Consider the following 18,109-nt stretch of genomic DNA (forward strand, 5'->3'; position numbering starts at 1 on the left):
TAAAATACTTTTATGATTGGAGATTGACGTTTTTGGATGTGGACTGGGGCATATAAATGGCTAAAACAGTAGAACAGATAGCCAGCGATCTGAATTTATCGGTTACGACCGTACGACTGGTGCTGAACGGGAAAGCAGAGCAATATCGAATCAGTGTCAAAACCCAAACGCGTATTAATGAATATGTTGAGCGCTATGGTTACGTCATAAACCATTCAGCCCGTAGCCTGAAATTGAATAAAACGGATACATTGGGACTGATTGTTCCCAATATTTCCAACGTTTTTTTTGCCACTCTCGCCGAGAAACTTGAGCAACGCTGTCGTCGCTCCGGTTATCAGTTAATGATTAGCTGTACCTATGATGATGTTGATTACGAAAATAAATTGACCAAAGCGTTAATCGCTCGCAATGTTGATGGCCTTTTTATTGTTCCCTCTACATTGGAGAATCAGCAACACCATTTACGCCAGGTCAGAAAACCGATGGTGTTACTGGACCGTGATTTTAAGTATACCGATAACGCATTGGTTGAAAGTCATAATATTTTAGGCGGCGAAAAGTTGACGCAAAGTTTGTTTGATGCCGGAAAGGCTCCAATCTGGTTTTTAGTCGGAGATACCGGATTACCCAGTATTGGCGATCGTCTGCAAGGTTACCTTAATTCTTTGAAGAATAATGGTATTCATCACCGTGATTGGGTGCGTGAAGGTCCTGACAACACTCCTGAAGGTGGCTTTCAACTGATGGATAGATTGATTGGTGAACAGGGGCGGCCACAGGCGTTTATAGCCTCATCATTACCCGTACTGGAAGGTGCTATTAACGCTATTCGCCATCGTTTCGGCACAATTCCACCTGATATTAATATTGGCACATTCGATGAACATCCGATGCTGGGATTCCTCGCCAATAATGTCTGGTCAATGCAGCAGGATGAAAATGTTTGGGCGGAAAAAGCATTCGATATGATGATGAGTGCTATAGACGACCAACCTATTAAAGAAACTGTAAAAGTACCGATGAAACTTATTAAGCGCGTAAGACAACAATAATACGTTGCTATAAATAAATCGGCCAACTGGATCTGAGTAAATACATTCAGTGGCTGCCCATATCTGAAACCTGCCCCGTCTTACTCTGCGGCTACATTTTTCGCAATTAAAGACGAGGAGAAACTGTACCCGGAGAATCATTATGGAAAGAATGCGTTTGTCACGAGAAATCATTGAAACCTGTCTTGAAATGACCAGCCTTGGATTAAATCAGGGGACGGCGGGAAATGTGAGTGCGCGATATGAGAATGGGATGTTGATCACGCCCAGCGGTATTCCTTATGAAAGACTTACTGAAAACATGATCGTGTATGTAGATAACGACGGAAAATATGATAAAGGTCAGTTACCCTCCAGCGAATGGCGTTTTCACCTGGCGGCTTACCAGACGCGTCCGGACGCCAATGCGGTCGTCCATAACCATGCTGTGCATTGTACGGCCGTTTCGATTCTCAACCGTCCAATTCCGGCAATCCATTACATGATTGCGGCGGCGGGGGGAAACTCTATTCCGTGTGCGCCTTATGCGACGTTTGGTACACGAGAGCTGTCAGAGCATGTGAGCGTCGCCCTGAAAAACCGTAAGGCAACGCTTTTACAGCACCATGGGCTGATTGCTTGTGAAGCGAATCTGGAAAAAGCACTGTGGTTGGCGCATGAAGTGGAAGTTCTGGCGCGCCTTTATCTGAGCACCCTGGCCATTGTTGATCCGGTTCCGGTGTTGGACGATGAGGAGATCGCTATTGTGCTGGAGAAATTCAAATCTTACGGATTACGAATTGAAGAGTAATTTCGCATAGCGAAAAGGAGAAATACGATGGCGAACAGAATGATTCTGAACGAAACGGCATGGTTTGGCCGGGGAGCTGTTGGTGCATTGACCGATGAAGTCATCCGTCGTGGTTATCGCAAGGCGCTGATTGTGACCGACGAAAACCTGGTGCGGTGCGGTGTTGTCGAGAAGGTGACATCCCGGATGGATGACGCGGGTCTGGCGTGGGACATCTATTCAGGCGTTATTCCTAACCCAACCATTGCGGTGGTGCAGGAAGGATTGGAGGTCTTTGAGCAAAGTGGCGCAGACTATCTGATAGCCATTGGCGGAGGCTCCCCGCAGGATACCTGTAAAGCGATTGGTATTATCAATAATAACCCTGAGTTTGCGGATGTACGCAGCCTCGAAGGGTTATCCCCGACGCGCTGCCCGAGCGTGCCGGTTATGGCTATCCCAACCACAGCAGGGACGGCGGCGGAAGTGACCATTAACTACGTGATCACGGATGAAGAAAACCGGCGTAAGTTTGTTTGTGTCGATCCACACGATATTCCGCAGGTGGCGTTTATCGATGCTGACATGATGGACGGTATGCCTGCGGCGTTAAAAGCGGCCACGGGTGTGGATGCCCTGACCCATGCCATTGAAGGGTACATCACGCGCGCGGCGTGGGCGCTTACCGATGCGCTGCACATTAAAGCGATTGAAATTATTGCCGGGGCTTTACGCGGATCGGTCGCGGGCGACAGTCAGGCGGGGGAAGCGATGGCGCTGGGCCAGTATGTGGCGGGAATGGGTTTTTCCAACGTTGGTCTGGGATTAGTACATGGCATGGCGCACCCGCTGGGCGCGTTTTATAACACCCCGCACGGCGTCGCAAATGCCATTTTGCTGCCGCATGTGATGCACTATAACGCCGAATACACCGGGGAGAAATTCCGCGATATCGCCCGGGTAATGGGGGTGAAGGTTGAAGGACTGACGCTGGCAGAAGCACGGAAAGCGGCAGTGGATGCGGTATTTGCCCTTAACCACGATGTTGGGATCCCGCGGCACCTGCGCGATGTTGGTGTACGCAAAGAGGATATTCCTGCGCTGGCGCAGGCTGCATTTGATGATGTCTGTACCGGGGGAAATCCGCGTGAAGCGAGCCTGGGCGATATCGTTGAGCTGTACCATACCGCCTGGTAATCACCCGGCGTTTATCCGGCCTACAGGGTTGTACGATAAGTAGGCCGGATAAGGTGTTTACACCGTCATCCGGCAATAACACTACCGAGCCAGCCTTAGCTGCTGTAAATTCCCGTCGATATGTAAGTCCGTCTGCAGTCGTGCGATATCGCGACACAGATACGCCATTTCTTTATGCATCTCAAGCTTCTTGCGCCACTTTTCCGGCACCTCATCAAGATGCGCGTAAATCCCTTCCAGCGTTGGAAACAGCGTCAGCAATTGTGTGGCGCTTTTGGGGCCAATACCTGCCACGCCAGGAACCTTTGAACTACCGATCCCGGCCAGCCCCCAGTAATCGGGCAGTTGTTGCGGCAGCACGCCAAATTCTTTCTCAATGAACGGTGCATCCAGCCAGCGCTTCTGAAAATAGTCGCGAATACGCAGCGTCGGGGAGAGCAACTGACAGTAGCCTTTATCGGTGGAGACGATGGTGGCCTGGTGTCCCGCCTGGCAAACTTTAACCGCCAGCGTAGCGGCTAAATCGTCGGCTTCATTACCGCTGGAGACCCAGCAGCTGACGCCGCGCTGTTCAAAAGCGGCGCGTAAGGCGGGCATTTCCTGATGCAAGTCATCTGGCATCGGTGGACGACCGGCTTTGTAATCAGGCAGTCTTTGGTGACGCCAGCCGCTATTGCGCGCTTCATCATCAAATACCGCCACGGCGTGCGTGGGCTGACTGTGCACAATTAATTGATCGAGCGCGTGCTGGCACGTCTCCACGCAGGGAGATCCCTGTACGGCGTGAATGCGGCGGATAAGATTCAGTGCATCGACAATAAGTAAGTGGACGGCCACGGTGTTCTCCCTAACAAATCAGGCTGTAGGGTAACATTCACGGCGGGGGGAGGCGAGCATTGCGAAATAGTGCTATCCGTAGGCCTGATAAGCGAAGCGCCATCAGGCAATAAAAGCCGGATGGCGGCGAGCGCCTTATCCGGCCTACAGATCCTAAAATGTGCTGAGAATTAATCGCAGGAGACAATCTTCATCGCCAGACCGCCGCGAGAGGTTTCGCGGTATTTGGCATTCATGTCTTTCCCGGTTTCGTACATGGTCTCGATGACTTTATCGAGGCACACGCGCGGTTCGCTGGTACGGCGCAGCGCCATACGCGCGGCGTTAACCGCTTTGACCGAAGCAATGGCATTACGCTCAATGCACGGTACCTGAACCTGGCCGGCAACCGGATCGCAGGTCAGACCCAGGTTGTGTTCCATACCGATTTCCGCCGCGATGCATACCTGCGTTGGGCTACCGCCCAGCAGTTCAGCCAGACCGGCCGCTGCCATGGAGCAGGCTACGCCAACCTCTCCCTGACAGCCGACTTCGGCGCCAGAGATAGAGGCGTTCATCTTGTACAGTGAACCGATGGCGCTCGCGACCAGCATGTAGCGTGCCAGCGAGTTAGCGTTCACTTCGCGGATAAACTTGTCGTAGTAAGCCAGCACGGCAGGAACGATCCCGCATGCGCCGTTGGTTGGCGCGGTAACCACACGTCCACCGGCAGCGTTTTCTTCATTCACGGCCAGCGCGAACATGTTGATCCAGTCAACAACCGCCATCGGGTCAGTGGTGGTTTTGTCCTGGCTTACCAGCATACGACGTAGCGCCGCCGCACGACGCGGAACGCGCAGTTTACCCGGCAATACGCCTTCGGTGGTGATACCGCGCTCAATCCCGCTACGCATCACTTCCCAGACGTTGGCAAAGTGCTGTTCCAGCTCTTCTTTGCTGTGCAGCGCCAGTTCGTTTTGCATCATCAGGCCGGAAAGCGACAGGCCGGTTTCCTGGCAATGACGTTGCAAATCCGCCGCAGATTTATATGGATACGGTACGTTTACCGGAGCGCTGTTCGGTAAACCAAAGTGTTCTTCATCAACGATGAACCCACCGCCAATGGAATAGTAAGTCTGGCTGTAAACGGCTTTTTCGCCCGCCAGTGCGGTAATACGCATCCCGTTTTCGTGCAGGGACAGATTGTCCGTATGGAAATTCATGCACTTGTCGACCGGGAATTCGACCTCATGTTGACCGTCCGCCAACAGCAAACGCCCATGAGTGTTCACATCCTGGATAAAGGCCGGGATGGCATCAATGTCTACGGTATCCGGCAGATTACCCGCCAGACCCATAATAATTGCGATATCGGTATGGTGACCTTTCCCCGTCAGGGACAAAGAACCATAAACATCAACCACTACGCGGGTTACGTCAGTGAGAATTCCGCGTGCAATCAGGTCATCCGTGAATTGTTTGCCTGCTTTCATCGGGCCAACAGTATGGGAGCTGGAAGGGCCAATGCCGATTTTGAAAATATCGAATACGCTAATCATGAGGCGTCCATTGTGTATCGAGGTGCGCCGCCCCGGGGAGCGGCGCAGGGGAATTAACTGAACAGAGAGTAGGAAATTGCGGAGATAGCGATCAGGCCCATAATTACAACGAAGACGTTGCTGATATGGCCGCTGTATTTACGCATTGCCGGTACTTTCTGAATGGCATACATCGGCATCAGGAACAGAATCATCGCGATGATTGGGCCGCCCAGGGTCTCAATCATACCGAGGATGCTTGGGTTCAGCGTCGCCACAATCCAGGTGGTGACCAGCATGAACAGCGCAGTGATTTTGTTCAGTTTGTTGATTTCGATGGTTTTGCCTTTGCCGCGCAGAGACTTAATCACCATACCGTTGAAACCTTCACGTGCGCCCAGGTAGTGGCCGAGGAAGGATTTGGTGATAGCGATCATCGCGATGATTGGCGCCATCCAGGCGATAATCGGCGCGTTGAAGTGGTTCGCCAGGTAAGACAGGATAGAGATGTTCTGCTCTTTTGCTGCAGCCAGATCCGCCGGGGTCAGGCTCAGTACACAGCTGAAAACGAAGAACATAACGGTCAGTACCATCATGATGTGAGCGAATGCCAGGATTTTGGAGCATTTCTTCTCAGCGTCATCACCGTACTCTTCACGCTTCGCCACGGCGAAGGAGGAGATGATCGGAGAGTGGTTGAAGGAGAACACCATTACCGGAATCGCCAGCCACAGAGTCATCCACAGACCGTTGCCGGTAGAAGCCGCAGAGTCAAAAGAGAGTGTTTCCAGCGCCGCGCCGCTCCACTGAGGGATCAGGTACAGAGCCAGCAGCATCAGGGCAGCAACAAACGGGAATACCAGGATGCTCATCGCCTTCACGATCATCTGCTCACCGAAGCGCACGATGGTCATCATGCCGACAATCAGGATCAGAGACAGGATGGCACGCGGCGGCGGAGTAATCGCCAGCTGGTGGGTCAGGAAGCTTTCAACGGTATTGGTGATTGCTACGCTGTAAACCAACAGAATCGGGTAGATTGCGAAGAAGTAGAGCAGGGTAATCAGTTTACCTGCGCCAACGCCAAAGTGTTCTTCTACAACTTCAGTAATGTCTTCACCCGGGTTTTTACCGGACAACACGAAGCGGGTCAGGCCACGGTGCGCAAAGAAGGTCATTGGGAAGGCAAGGATTGCCATGATGATCAGCGGGATCATACCGCCTACACCTGCGTTAATCGGCAGGAACAATACACCCGCGCCAATCGCCGTGCCGTAAAGGCCCAGCATCCACATGGTATCCGTCTTGCGCCATGCGCTGCGGGTCTGGCCCGTAACGATAGTGCTGGTTTGAGTGTTTTCCATCTATTTCTCCTGGAGGAAGCTTAAAAAGTCGGGTTTGGGGTCAATCCAATGAGAAAGAACCCGACTGTAAATCGAAATTCGTTGAGCGATTTTTTATATAATTTTTCGCCGTAATAATTTGCGGGCGGAAAGATACATTTTAGTAATGAATGTATCAGTGATCGCGATCCCAAATGCAATAATCCACCTTTTATGTGGATAAATTTGGACCATTAATCTGTTAAAAAATAGTCAAAGCGAATTTACGGGCGCAGAGGCTAACATTAACGACATATCTCATGAAAGCGAAGGCGCGAAGATACGAGCGTTGCGCTGTAAAAACTGTTGTTTTTAGAGGATTTTGGCGACTAATAATAATTTCCTAAGATAAATAACGGTTGGTTTTTGGAAGTAATCGTTTGCGTGGCGCGTGATTTTTAACGACATATCATTGGTATTTATATAATCGTCTGAGCTATGTGACTGGTATCACTAAAAAAAGCCGGGAGGCGACTGCGCCAAACCCGGCTTTGATATGGACAAAACTGTCACCACGAGAGCGTCTGCTATCGGGTGTTGAAGGTCAGGCGCAGATCTCGTAGCAAGGGATGTACGCGGAGCCTGGCAACTTCATACGATGCTGCGCAACGAATCCCTGCAGGAGATCGTCCATGCGGCGCATCATTTCGCGGTCACCGTGGATTTTGTACGGGCCAAACTCTTCGATGGCGCGAATGCCGACTTCCTTCACGTTACCGGCCACAATACCCGAGAATGCACGACGCAGGTCGGCCGCCAGAACTTCAACGGGTTGATCCGGATACAGTTTCAGGTTAGCCATGTTTTCATGGGACGGCTCGAACGGCATCTGTAAATCAGGTGCGATACGAATCGACCAGTTAAAGCTGTAGGCGTCTCCGGTGTCGCGACGGTTCTCTTTTACCAACGGCATCGCTTTTTTCATCAAGCGTGCAACTTCCGCCGCATCGTCAATGATAATGCGATAGTGTCGGCGGGCATCTTCCCCCAGCGTGTGCACGATAAACTCGTCCAGCACGCGGAAGTAATCGGCGCTCTCTTTTGGTCCGGTCAAAATCAGCGGTAGCACCTGATCTTTATTAGCCGGGTTCATCAGGATCCCCAGCAGATACAACAGCTCTTCCGCAGTCCCGACGCCACCCGGGAAGATGATAATACCGTGGGCGATGCGCACGAACGCTTCCAGACGTTTTTCAATGTCCGGCATGATGATCAGTTCGTTAACCAGCGGGTTAGGCGGCTCAGCGGCGATGATTGACGGTTCAGTCATACCAATAAAGCGGCTGTCTTTGTAACGCTGCTGGGCGTGACCGACCGCTGCGCCTTTCATTGGCGCTTCCATCGCTCCCGGACCGCAGCCGGTACAGATGTTCAACTCACGCAGGCCCAATTGGGTGCCGACGCGACGCGCATACAGGTATTCATTTTCGTTGATTGAGTGACCGCCCCAGCAGACGACCATGTTCGGCGCTTCACCGACATGTAGCGCTCGGGCGTTACGCAGGATCGAGAACACCAGGTTGGTAATATGCACTGAACTTTCGAGATCCAGATGCTGAAAACGACCCGCGTTATGGATCTGAGCATTGACGAACAGAATGTCGCGCAGCACGGCAAACAGGTTGGCCTGCAGCGCACGAATGATGCGCCCATCAACAAACGCATCTTCAGGCGGGTTAATCAGCTCCAGCTTCACGCCCCGTTCGCGGCGCAGCACGTTAATATCGAAATTTTCAAAGCGGGACAGCAGTTCTTTGCTGTTGTCGGTCAGACTACCGGAGTTCAGAACGGCAAGTGAACAGTTACGAAACAGTTGATACAGGTCGCTGCTGGCCGTGCGTTTAAGTAATTCGACTTCCAACTGCGACAACATGTCCATTGAGCCAAGTGGGCTAATATGTGTAATCAAGTAGACTCCTTATGGGACGCAAAACGTCATTCCCTGGTAGTTACAATAGCCCTGGCTGATGGCCTTTCACAACCTTGCGCGCGGAATCCGACACGCAAAATTGAGAAAAAAGATTACTGACGTACCAGTCGGCCCGTAGCTGGCGTAAAATCGGTATTGGTGCGCCATGGGTTAATGTCCAGACCGCCACGCCGCGTGTATCGCGCGTAGACGCTCAGTTTCTCCGGCTGGCAGAAGCGCAGAATGTCATTGAAAATACGCTCCACGCACTGCTCGTGAAATTCATTATGGTGGCGGAAGGAGACCAGATAACGCAGCAGCTTCTCCCGGTCGATTTTGCGTCCGCGATACTGAATTTGTATGGAGCCCCAGTCGGGCTGGTGGGTGATCAGACAGTTGGATTTCAGCAGATGGCTGACCAGCGTCTCTTCCACCGCTTTTTCGCCGCTCACGGCATTTTCCAGATATTCAGTGCTGAACTGGTAGTTATCAATGACGATATCCTGATTATCGATACAGGTGCCGTTAAAGTGGGCGATCGGTTGTCCTTCCAGTTCGTCAAGGCGGTATAGCGCCACGCTGACATCGCCCTGAGCACAGGCGCGCAGATCGTTTTCCAGCGTCTGGCGTACCGCCTCCCAGGAGTCAAAACGCGTCTGGTTAAAACTGTTCAGGTACAGCTTAAAGCTTTTCGATTCAATCAGATTTACGCTGGTGTAATCCAGCTCCACATGACCGACCGCAACCTGCGGTAAGCCGTTAGCATTCAGCCATGACAGTTCATACAGCGTCCAGATGTCGGCACCGTGGAAAGGCAAATTATCGGCCTTTAAATCCAGCGGGTCGCGGTTGAGGCTGCGCGGAACGCCCTGCAACAAACTGGCATCGTAATTGTCCCGGTAATCCGTTGATTTACCGAGAGTCAGGCCGTCAAGCGCCCGATGATTTTCATAAGAAGACATGTTTCACCGTCATAAACCAGATACACTATGCGACAAGTGTATCCTGGCTTTTGTGAAGAGAGAAATCAGTGGACGAATTGACAGCGCAGGCGTTGACAGCCTTTACGACGCGTTATTGCGACGCGTGGCATGACAAAAACAACAGCTGGCCGCTCAGCGAAGAGCTGTATGGCGTACCTTCACCATGCATCATTTCTTCCACTAACGATGCGGTTTACTGGCAACCTCAGCCTTTTGTCGGTGAAAAAAACGTCAATGCGGTTGAACGTGCCTTTGACATTGTGATACAACCTTCCGTTCATGCTTTTTACACCACCCAGTTTGCCGGGGATATGCACGCGCAGTTTGCGAATGAAAAGCTGACGTTGCTGCAAACCTGGAGTGAGGATGACTTCAGGCGCGTCCAGGAAAACCTGATTGGTCACCTGGTTACGCAAAAGCGACTCAAGCTCTCGCCTACGCTTTTTATTGCCACACAGGACAACGAACTTGATGTCATCTCGGTGTGCAATCTGTCCGGTGAAGTGTGCAAAGAAACGCTGGGAACCCGTCAACGAACGGTGCTGGCGGCCTCGCTTGCGGAATTCCTCACTCAACTTAAGCCAGTTCTGTAATCCAGTTTGCCCTCAATCGTGTGAGATATCTCTTACAAACCCTGTAGGACATTGCCAGGTAATAAGTGAAGACTTAATGAATTGAAAAACTAATAATTACTTATAATTCAATTTGTTAATATTTTATTGTCAACTTTCATATGAAAATTATCTTAAGGGTATGTCTGTAGGTATCTTGTAAGACAAAGCGAAACAGGCGATTCTATATCTGTCGACAAGGAGTCGCACAACGAAGTGAACATCAGGATGATGGCTCTTCGGCAGGACACACCAGGATGGTGTTGCAAGGACAGGCTTCAGGATGAAGCAAAGAGGAAAGCGCGGGATGCGTTAAAGGACACCTCCAGGATGGAGAATGAGAGCCGGTCAGGATGTTCGGCGGGTCAGGATGGCCAGGACGCTTCAGGATGAAGTTTTCACATCGGGGTGGTGTGAGCAGGATGCAAAAGTTCAGGATGAACAAGGTCGCAAGACCACAGGAAAAGTTGTCACGGATGAGCAGGGAGCACCAAAAGTAGCTGGAATGCTGCGAAACGAACCGGGAGCACTGTTTTTACAGTGCTCCCTTTTTTTATTTCCTCTTCACTAATGCTATTCTTCGCGCCAGATTTTTCATCATTGAGGTTAATTTCATGACGACTCATGACCGTGTGCGCCAGCAGTTACGCGCGCTTGAAGCGCTACTGCGTGAACATCATCACTGGCGGATGGACGAGCCAGCAGAGCATCTGTTTGCCAGCACGCAGCCTTTTTGTATGGATACCATGGAGCCGGTCGAATGGCTGCAGTGGGTGTTGATTCCCCGTATGCATACGCTGCTTGATAATGCGCAGCCGTTGCCGCAGGCTTTTGCCATCGCACCGTATTACGAAATGGCGCTGACGGCCGATCACCCGCAACGCGACATTCTCCTGACGGCATTGCAGGAACTGGATGCGCTATTTACAAGTGATAACGCCTGATGCTGGAGATCCTCTATCAGGACGAATGGCTGGTTGCGGTCAATAAACCTTCTGGTTGGCTGGTTCACCGCAGTTGGCTCGACCGCGATGAGAAAGTAGTGGTGATGCAAACGGTGCGCGACCAGATTGGTCAGCACGTGTTTACCGCCCACCGGCTCGACAGACCGACCTCCGGCGTGCTGCTGATGGGGCTGTCCAGCGAAGCCGGGCGGTTGCTGTCTCAGCAGTTTGAACATCATCAAATGCAGAAACGCTATCATGCGATTGTGCGTGGCTGGCTGATGGACGACGCCGTGCTGGATTACCCGCTGGTGGAAGAGCTGGATAAGATAGCCGATAAATTTGCCCGCGAGGATAAAGAGCCGCAGCCTGCGGTCACCCATTATCGCGGTCTGGCGACGGTTGAAATGCCGGTGGCGACCGGGCGCTATCCCACTACCCGTTACGGGCTGGTGGAACTGGAGCCTCAGACCGGTCGTAAGCACCAGCTCAGACGCCATTTGGCTCACTTGCGCCATCCGATTATTGGTGACAGCAAGCATGGTGATTTACGGCAAAACCGCAGCGCCGCAGAGCATTTCGGCTGTCAGCGCTTGATGCTGCATGCCAGCCAGCTTGAGTTGACTCATCCTTTCACTGGCGAGCCGTTGATTATTCGCGCCGGGCTGGATGAGGTCTGGATGCAGGCGCTGTCACAGTTTGGCTGGCGCGGACTTCTCCCGGAGAATGAAAGGGTTGAGTTCAGCGGGCTGTCAGGTCAGGATGAACAGATAGATTCTTAAGTCCCTGGAGATAAAGGTTATGGCGGAAATTGGAATTTTTGTCGGCACGATGTATGGAAACGCGCTGCTGGTTGCCGAAGAGGCCGAGGCGATTTTAACTGCGCAGGGCCATAAAGCCACGGTATTTGAAGACCCGGAGCTTACCGACTGGCAGGCATATCAGGATAAATATGCATTGGTGGTAACCTCAACGACCGGGCAGGGCGATCTGCCGGATAGCATCGTACCGCTGTTTCAGGGAATCAAAGAGAGTCTTGGTTTCCAGCCGAATCTGCGTTATGGCGTCATTGCGCTTGGCGACAGCAGCTACGTTAATTTTTGCAATGGCGGCAAGCAGTTTGATGCGCTGTTACAGGAACAAAGCGCGCAGCGCGTAGGTGAAATGCTGCTGATTGATGCCAGCGAGCATCCTGAACCGGAAAGCGAATCTAATCCCTGGGTAGAAAACTGGGGCACCTTGCTTAAATAATCCCTCGCCCGCACGGGCATACAACCCCCATTAGAAAACCGTAGGCCGGGTCAGGCGAAGCCGACACCCGGCAATAAAACCCCAATTACGTGAACTAACTTCCATTGCTTTGGGCTTATGCCCCAAACAACTTCTCACTGCCTCCCTAATGTTGTGTTCATGCACGGTGAGGGGAAGTGGCACTCCTTCATATACTTTTCCCGTCAGTTCCCGGAATGGCAGCGAGTCAGAATAAAACGGCCCTGAGCTGTACCAAAACTGCCACACACTAACCTCTCATTCTGATCACCCTACAGGTGCTGTACAGAATGAACTGGCGCAAGCCAGGATTCAGGAGTGCAACAATGAGTTCATTAAGTCAGGCGGCGAGCAGCGCGGAAAAACGCACTAACGCTCGCTACTGGATAGTGGTGATGCTGTTTATCGTCACATCCTTCAACTACGGCGATCGCGCCACCTTATCCATTGCCGGTTCGGAGATGGCCAAAGACATTGGCCTGGATGCGGTAGGCATGGGGTATGTATTCTCCGCTTTCTCATGGGCGTATGTCATCGGCCAGATCCCCGGCGGCTGGCTGCTCGATCGCTTCGGCTCCAAACGTGTTTATTTCTGGTCCATTTTTATCTGGTCCATGTTTACCCTGCTGCAGGGCTTCGTCGATATCTTTAGCGGCTTCGGTATTATCGTCGCGCTGTTTACCCTGCGCTTCCTCGTAGGGTTAGCCGAAGCCCCCTCTTTCCCCGGCAACAGTCGTATTGTGGCGGCGTGGTTCCCGGCGCAGGAAAGGGGCACGGCGGTCGCTATCTTTAACTCGGCGCAATACTTTGCCACCGTTATCTTCGCGCCAATCATGGGTTGGCTGACTCATGAAGTGGGTTGGTCACACGTGTTCTTCTTTATGGGCGGTCTCGGAATTGTTATCAGCTTTATCTGGTTGAAGGTGATTCATGAACCGAACCAGCATCCGGGCGTAAACCAAAAAGAGCTGGAGTACATTGCCGAAGGCGGGGCGCTGATCAATATGGATCAGGCGGCAGCCAAAGCTAAAGTACCGTTCAGCGTGAAGTGGGGGCAGATCAAACAACTGCTGGGTTCGCGAATGATGATCGGTATTTATATTGGCCAATACTGCATTAATGCGCTGACCTACTTCTTTATCACCTGGTTCCCGGTTTATCTGGTGCAGGCGCGCGGTATGTCCATTCTGAAAGCCGGCTTTGTTGCCTCGGTCCCGGCCATTTGCGGATTTGCGGGCGGCGTGCTCGGCGGCATTATTTCCGACTGGCTGATGCGCCGTACCGGTTCGCTGAATATCGCGCGTAAAACGCCAATCGTCATGGGGATGCTGTTATCGATGGTGATGGTGTTCTGTAACTACGTCAACGTCGAGTGGATGATCATCGGCTTTATGGCGCTGGCCTTCTTCGGCAAAGGCATCGGCGCGTTGGGATGGGCGGTGATGGCCGATACCGCGCCAAAAGAGATCAGCGGTCTGAGCGGCGGCCTGTTCAATATGTTTGGCAACATTTCCGGCATCGTCACGCCAATTGCCATTGGCTACATTGTGGGCACTACCGGCTCGTTTAACGGCGCGTTGATTTACGTAGGGGTACATGCGCTGATTGCTGTCGTCAGTTATCTGGTGCTGGTGGGGGATATTAAACGTATCGAATTGAAACCTGTCGCAGGACAATGACGATGACAACACAATCGAGTCCCGTTATTACCGATATGAAGGTCATCCCGGTGGCCGGGCATGACAGCATGCTGCTCAATATTGGCGGTGCGCATAACGCATATTTTACCCGCAATATCGTGGTGCTCACCGATAACGCCGGCAATACCGGGGTTGGTGAAGCGCCGGGCGGTGAAGTGATTTATCAGACGCTGGTGGATGCAATCCCACAGGTGTTGGGACAGGAAGTCGCGCGTCTGAATAAAGTGGTTCAGCAGGTGCATAAAGGCAACCAGGCCGCTGACTTTGACACTTTCGGCAAAGGCGCCTGGACCTTTGAACTGCGGGTTAATGCGGTGGCCACGCTTGAAGCCGCATTGCTCGATCTGCTGGGCAAGGCGCTGAACGTTCCGGTTTGTGAACTGTTAGGGCCAGGCAAGCAGCGCGATGCGGTCACTGTGCTCGGCTATCTGTTCTATGTCGGCGATCGCAGCAAAACCGATCTGCCGTATCTGGAGAGCACGCCGGGCCACCATGAGTGGTATCACTTGCGTCACCAGCAAGCGATGAACAGTGAAGCGGTGGTGCGCCTGGCAGAGGCTTCGCAAGATCGCTACGGCTTTAAAGATTTCAAACTCAAGGGGGGCGTACTGCCCGGCGAGCAAGAAATCGACACCGCTCGTGCGCTGAAAAAACGCTTCCCGGAGGCGCGTATTACGGTTGATCCCAACGGGGCCTGGCTGCTGGATGAAGCCATTTCCCTGTGTAAAGGGCTGAACGATGTTCTGACTTATGCTGAAGATCCGTGCGGTGCCGAACAGGGTTTTTCAGGCCGCGAAGTGATGGCCGAGTTCCGCCGTGCGACCGGTCTGCCGGTGGCGACCAATATGATCGCCACCAACTGGCGTGAAATGGGGCATGCGGTGATGCTGAATTCAGTAGATATTCCGCTGGCCGATCCGCACTTCTGGACCCTTTCCGGCGCGGTGCGCGTGGCACAGTTATGCGATGACTGGGGCCTGACCTGGGGCTGCCATTCCAACAACCATTTTGATATTTCGTTGGCGATGTTTACCCACGTTGGCGCCGCGGCACCGGGCAACCCGACGGCTATCGACACCCACTGGATCTGGCAGGAGGGCGATTGCCGTCTGACCAAAAATCCGCTGGAGATTAAAAACGGAAAAATTGCGGTACCCGATGCGCCCGGTCTGGGCGTGGAGCTGGACTGGGAGCAGATACAGAAAGCCCATGAGGCCTATAAGGCGCTGCCCGGCGGCGCGCGTAATGACGCAGGCCCGATGCAGTACCTGATTCCCGGATGGACTTTTGACCGTAAACGTCCCGTTTTCGGCCGCCACTAATTTTGAATAAGGATTTAAATATGAGCGCACAATTTACTACCCCCGTCGTGACCTCTATGCAGGTGATCCCGGTTGCGGGCCATGACAGCATGCTGATGAACCTGAGCGGTGCTCATGCCCCGTTCTTTACACGTAATATTGTGATTATTAAAGATAACTCTGGCCATACCGGGGTAGGGGAAATTCCTGGCGGCGAAAAAATTCGTCAGACCCTGGAAGATGCCATTCCGCTGGTGGTGGGTAAAACGCTGGGTGAGTATAAAAACGTACTGAACGCGGTACGTAATACGTTTGCCGATCGTGATGCCGGTGGCCGTGGTTTGCAGACTTTCGATTTACGTACCACTATTCATGTGGTTACCGGGATCGAAGCGGCGATGTTGGATCTGTTAGGTCAGCATCTGGGCGTCAACGTCGCATCTCTGCTGGGCGATGGTCAGCAGCGTAGCGAAGTCGAAATGCTTGGCTATCTGTTCTTCGTTGGTAACCGTAAAGCGACGCCGCTGCCGTATCAAAGCCAACCGGATGAAAAATGCGACTGGTATCGCCTGCGTCATGAAGAGGCGATGACCCCGGATGCGGTAGTGCGTCTGGCGGAAGCAGCGTATGAGAAATATGGTTTCAACGACTTCAAACTGAAAGGCGGCGTACTGGCCGGGGAAGAAGAAGCGGAATCTATTGTGGCGCTGGCGAAACGCTTTCCACAGGCGCGCGTCACGCTCGATCCCAACGGCGCATGGTCGTTGAATGAAGCGATTAAAATTGGTAAGTACCTGAAAGGATCGCTGGCTTATGCGGAAGATCCGTGCGGCGCAGAGCAGGGCTTCTCCGGTCGTGAAGTGATGGCGGAATTCCGTCGAGCTACCGGGCTGCCGACGGCGACCAATATGATCGCTACCGACTGGCGTCAGATGGGGCATACCCTGTCGTTGCAGTCCGTGGATATCCCGCTGGCGGATCCGCACTTCTGGACGATGCAGGGTTCTGTTCGCGTGGCGCAGATGTGCCATGAGTTCGGGCTGACCTGGGGCTCGCACTCTAACAACCACTTTGATATTTCGCTGGCGATGTTTACTCATGTCGCGGCGGCGGCGCCTGGGAAAATTACCGCTATCGATACCCATTGGATCTGGCAGGAAGGTAACCAGCGGCTGACCAAAGAACCTTTTGCAATCAAGGGCGGTATGGTGCAGGTTCCGGCGAAACCGGGCCTGGGCGTGGAGCTGGATATGGATCAGGTGATGAAAGCGCATGAGCTGTATCAGCAACATGGACTGGGTGCACGTGATGATGCGATGGGAATGCAGTATCTGATCCCGAACTGGACATTTGATAATAAGCGCCCGTGCATGGTACGCTAAGCGAACTGGGACCGCTCCCATAAATGGAGCGGTTTTCCTCCTGGTGTATGCTTAACACAGTCAACATGCGTAAGGATGCTTTATGAAAATAGTGATCGCACCGGATTCCTATAAGGAAAGTTTGAGTGCGCTTGAAGTCGCAACGGCGATTGAACTGGGATTCCGTGAGATCTGGCCTGAGGCGGATTACGTGAAGATCCCGGTCGCAGATGGCGGTGAGGGAACGGTCGAAGCGATGGTTGCCGCTACGCAAGGCCACCTTGTGCATGTTGATGTTACCGGCCCTTTGGGCAATACAATTCAGGCTTTTTATGGTTTATCCGGCGATGAGCGCACGGCGTTTATTGAAATGGCAGCCGCCAGCGGGCTGGAGCAGGTTCCTGCTAATTTACGCGATCCGCTGAAAACCACCTCCTGGGGAACCGGGGAGCTAATTCGGCATGCGCTGGATGCGGGCGTGGAGCATATCATCATCGGGATTGGCGGTAGCGCCACCAATGATGGCGGTGCTGGTATGGTGCAGGCGCTGGGCGCAAGGTTGCTGGATGTGCAAGATGAAGATATTGCTCATGGCGCGATGGGCCTGGAATCGCTCACCCGGATTGATATCTCGCAGTTAGACCCGCGTCTTGCCGGATGTCGTATCGAAGTGGCCTGCGACGTCACTAACCCGTTGACCGGTAAAGAAGGAGCCTCAGTGGTCTTTGGCCCACAAAAGGGGGCGACGGCGGAGATGATTCCGCGTCTTGATCGGGCGCTTACGCACTATGCGCAACTGATCGCGCGCGATCTGGACGTCAATGTGCTGGAGCTGGCCGGCGGTGGCGCTGCTGGCGGTATGGGGGCGGCGCTGTATGCGTTTTGCGGTGCACAGCTACGTCGCGGTATTGAGATCGTGACGGATGCGTTACGCCTGGATGCCTGCGTTGCGGATGCAGACTTAGTGGTGACAGGTGAAGGGCGTATCGACAGCCAGACTATTCACGGTAAGGTTCCGGTTGGCGTGGCGAAGATCGCAAAGCGTTACAACAAACCGGTGATCGGCATTGCCGGTAGCCTGACGGCGGATGTCGGTGTTGTGCACCAGCATGGGCTGGATGCGGTTTTCAGCGTCATCTATACCATTTGTTCGCTGGATGAGGCGCTGAAGAATGCGAATGAGAACGTACGCATGACCGCGCGCAACGTGGCTGCGACGCTGAAAGCGGGGCAACAGTTACGCTGAGTTACAGGCCGGATAAGGCGGTCACACC

At 52.9% G+C, this 18,109-nt stretch carries 16 protein-coding genes; 11 read left to right on the forward strand and 5 right to left on the reverse strand.

Annotation, left to right across the window (positions count from 1 at the left end; translation table 11 throughout):
• The first annotated feature begins 56 nt into the window (after positions 1 to 56).
• The 3 genes from FDW97_RS22145 to fucO all read left to right on the forward strand — a co-directional run bounded on the left by FDW97_RS22145 (position 57) and on the right by fucO (position 3,021).
• Positions 57 to 1,055 carry a LacI family DNA-binding transcriptional regulator gene (locus FDW97_RS22145; RefSeq protein WP_038633242.1) on the forward strand — a complete coding sequence of 333 codons (999 nt, stop codon included), beginning with the start codon at positions 57 to 59 and terminating at the stop codon, positions 1,053 to 1,055.
• 142 nt (positions 1,056 to 1,197) lie between these two features.
• Positions 1,198 to 1,845 carry an L-fuculose-phosphate aldolase gene (gene fucA, locus FDW97_RS22150; protein ID WP_003034062.1) on the forward strand — a complete coding sequence of 216 codons (648 nt, stop codon included), beginning with the start codon at positions 1,198 to 1,200 and terminating at the stop codon, positions 1,843 to 1,845.
• Positions 1,846 to 1,872: 27 nt separating this feature from the next.
• Entirely contained in the window at positions 1,873 to 3,021 is a 1,149-nt protein-coding gene (gene fucO, locus FDW97_RS22155; protein WP_085048809.1) for a lactaldehyde reductase, read from the forward strand.
• Positions 3,022 to 3,102: 81 nt separating this feature from the next.
• On the opposite strand, the gene xni is transcribed toward fucO, so the two are convergent.
• The 5 genes from xni to queF form a co-directional block, all read right to left on the reverse strand.
• Positions 3,103 to 3,858, reverse strand: a complete 756-nt coding sequence (gene xni / locus FDW97_RS22160) for a flap endonuclease Xni (RefSeq protein WP_087856946.1) — start codon at positions 3,856 to 3,858, stop codon at positions 3,103 to 3,105.
• A gap of 170 nt (positions 3,859 to 4,028) precedes the next feature.
• Positions 4,029 to 5,396 carry an L-serine ammonia-lyase gene (locus FDW97_RS22165; protein ID WP_085048811.1) on the reverse strand — a complete coding sequence of 456 codons (1,368 nt, stop codon included), beginning with the start codon at positions 5,394 to 5,396 and terminating at the stop codon, positions 4,029 to 4,031.
• Positions 5,397 to 5,449: 53 nt separating this feature from the next.
• Complete coding sequence (locus FDW97_RS22170) at positions 5,450 to 6,739, reverse strand: HAAAP family serine/threonine permease (protein WP_006687002.1); 1,290 nt, start codon at positions 6,737 to 6,739, stop codon at positions 5,450 to 5,452.
• Between the two features lie 562 nt (positions 6,740 to 7,301).
• A complete protein-coding gene (gene ppnN, locus FDW97_RS22175) occupies positions 7,302 to 8,666 on the reverse strand; it encodes a nucleotide 5'-monophosphate nucleosidase PpnN (protein ID WP_038633231.1) in 1,365 nt (454 codons plus the stop codon).
• Between the two features lie 113 nt (positions 8,667 to 8,779).
• On the reverse strand, positions 8,780 to 9,628 hold the full coding sequence (queF, locus tag FDW97_RS22180) for an NADPH-dependent 7-cyano-7-deazaguanine reductase QueF (protein WP_038633229.1): 849 nt from the start codon (positions 9,626 to 9,628) through the stop codon (positions 8,780 to 8,782).
• A gap of 68 nt (positions 9,629 to 9,696) precedes the next feature.
• Here queF and syd point away from each other — a divergent pair, with 68 nt between their 5' ends.
• The 8 genes from syd to FDW97_RS22230 all read left to right on the forward strand — a co-directional run bounded on the left by syd (position 9,697) and on the right by FDW97_RS22230 (position 18,081).
• A complete protein-coding gene (syd, locus tag FDW97_RS22185) occupies positions 9,697 to 10,242 on the forward strand; it encodes a SecY-interacting protein (protein WP_137351632.1) in 546 nt (181 codons plus the stop codon).
• A 632-nt stretch (positions 10,243 to 10,874) separates the two neighbouring features.
• Complete coding sequence (locus tag FDW97_RS22195) at positions 10,875 to 11,204, forward strand: YqcC family protein (protein ID WP_087856945.1); 330 nt, start codon at positions 10,875 to 10,877, stop codon at positions 11,202 to 11,204.
• On the forward strand, positions 11,204 to 11,986 hold the full coding sequence (gene truC, locus FDW97_RS22200; RefSeq protein ID WP_085048814.1) for a tRNA pseudouridine(65) synthase TruC: 783 nt from the start codon (positions 11,204 to 11,206) through the stop codon (positions 11,984 to 11,986). Before FDW97_RS22195 ends, truC begins: the two co-directional genes overlap by 1 nt.
• Before the next feature lie 19 nt (positions 11,987 to 12,005).
• The gene (locus tag FDW97_RS22205; RefSeq protein ID WP_137351633.1) at positions 12,006 to 12,455 is read left to right on the forward strand and encodes a flavodoxin; all 450 of its coding nucleotides are present in this window, start codon (positions 12,006 to 12,008) and stop codon (positions 12,453 to 12,455) included.
• A 344-nt stretch (positions 12,456 to 12,799) separates the two neighbouring features.
• The gene (gene gudP, locus FDW97_RS22215; protein ID WP_061382367.1) at positions 12,800 to 14,152 is read left to right on the forward strand and encodes a galactarate/glucarate/glycerate transporter GudP; all 1,353 of its coding nucleotides are present in this window, start codon (positions 12,800 to 12,802) and stop codon (positions 14,150 to 14,152) included.
• Between the two features lie 2 nt (positions 14,153 to 14,154).
• Positions 14,155 to 15,495, forward strand: a complete 1,341-nt coding sequence (locus FDW97_RS22220; RefSeq protein WP_137351634.1) for an enolase C-terminal domain-like protein — start codon at positions 14,155 to 14,157, stop codon at positions 15,493 to 15,495.
• A gap of 20 nt (positions 15,496 to 15,515) precedes the next feature.
• Positions 15,516 to 16,856: a glucarate dehydratase gene (gene gudD, locus FDW97_RS22225; protein WP_042310713.1), complete on the forward strand. Its 1,341-nt coding sequence runs from the start codon at positions 15,516 to 15,518 to the stop codon at positions 16,854 to 16,856.
• Positions 16,857 to 16,938: 82 nt separating this feature from the next.
• Positions 16,939 to 18,081, forward strand: a complete 1,143-nt coding sequence (locus tag FDW97_RS22230; RefSeq protein ID WP_137351635.1) for a glycerate kinase — start codon at positions 16,939 to 16,941, stop codon at positions 18,079 to 18,081.
• Positions 18,082 to 18,109: the final 28 nt, after the last annotated feature.

Origin of the sequence: Citrobacter sp. wls708 (assembly GCF_005281255.1) — a bacterium.
GTDB classification, from domain to species: domain Bacteria; phylum Pseudomonadota; class Gammaproteobacteria; order Enterobacterales; family Enterobacteriaceae; genus Citrobacter; species Citrobacter werkmanii.

Bases quoted from the DNA above. Each gene is read 5' to 3' on its own strand.
- gudD (WP_042310713.1), top strand. From the start codon at position 15,516: ATGAGCGCACAATTTACTACCCCCGTCGTGACCTCTATGCAGGTGATC.
- FDW97_RS22145 (WP_038633242.1), top strand. From the start codon at position 57: ATGGCTAAAACAGTAGAACAGATAGCCAGCGATCTGAATTTATCGGTT.
- truC (WP_085048814.1), top strand. From the start codon at position 11,204: ATGCTGGAGATCCTCTATCAGGACGAATGGCTGGTTGCGGTCAATAAA.
- FDW97_RS22205 (WP_137351633.1), top strand. From the start codon at position 12,006: ATGGCGGAAATTGGAATTTTTGTCGGCACGATGTATGGAAACGCGCTG.
- queF (WP_038633229.1), bottom strand. From the start codon at position 9,628: ATGTCTTCTTATGAAAATCATCGGGCGCTTGACGGCCTGACTCTCGGT.
- FDW97_RS22230 (WP_137351635.1), top strand. From the start codon at position 16,939: ATGAAAATAGTGATCGCACCGGATTCCTATAAGGAAAGTTTGAGTGCG.
- fucO (WP_085048809.1), top strand. From the start codon at position 1,873: ATGGCGAACAGAATGATTCTGAACGAAACGGCATGGTTTGGCCGGGGA.
- FDW97_RS22165 (WP_085048811.1), bottom strand. From the start codon at position 5,396: ATGATTAGCGTATTCGATATTTTCAAAATCGGCATTGGCCCTTCCAGC.
- fucA (WP_003034062.1), top strand. From the start codon at position 1,198: ATGGAAAGAATGCGTTTGTCACGAGAAATCATTGAAACCTGTCTTGAA.
- FDW97_RS22195 (WP_087856945.1), top strand. From the start codon at position 10,875: ATGACGACTCATGACCGTGTGCGCCAGCAGTTACGCGCGCTTGAAGCG.
- FDW97_RS22220 (WP_137351634.1), top strand. From the start codon at position 14,155: ATGACAACACAATCGAGTCCCGTTATTACCGATATGAAGGTCATCCCG.
- gudP (WP_061382367.1), top strand. From the start codon at position 12,800: ATGAGTTCATTAAGTCAGGCGGCGAGCAGCGCGGAAAAACGCACTAAC.
- FDW97_RS22170 (WP_006687002.1), bottom strand. From the start codon at position 6,739: ATGGAAAACACTCAAACCAGCACTATCGTTACGGGCCAGACCCGCAGC.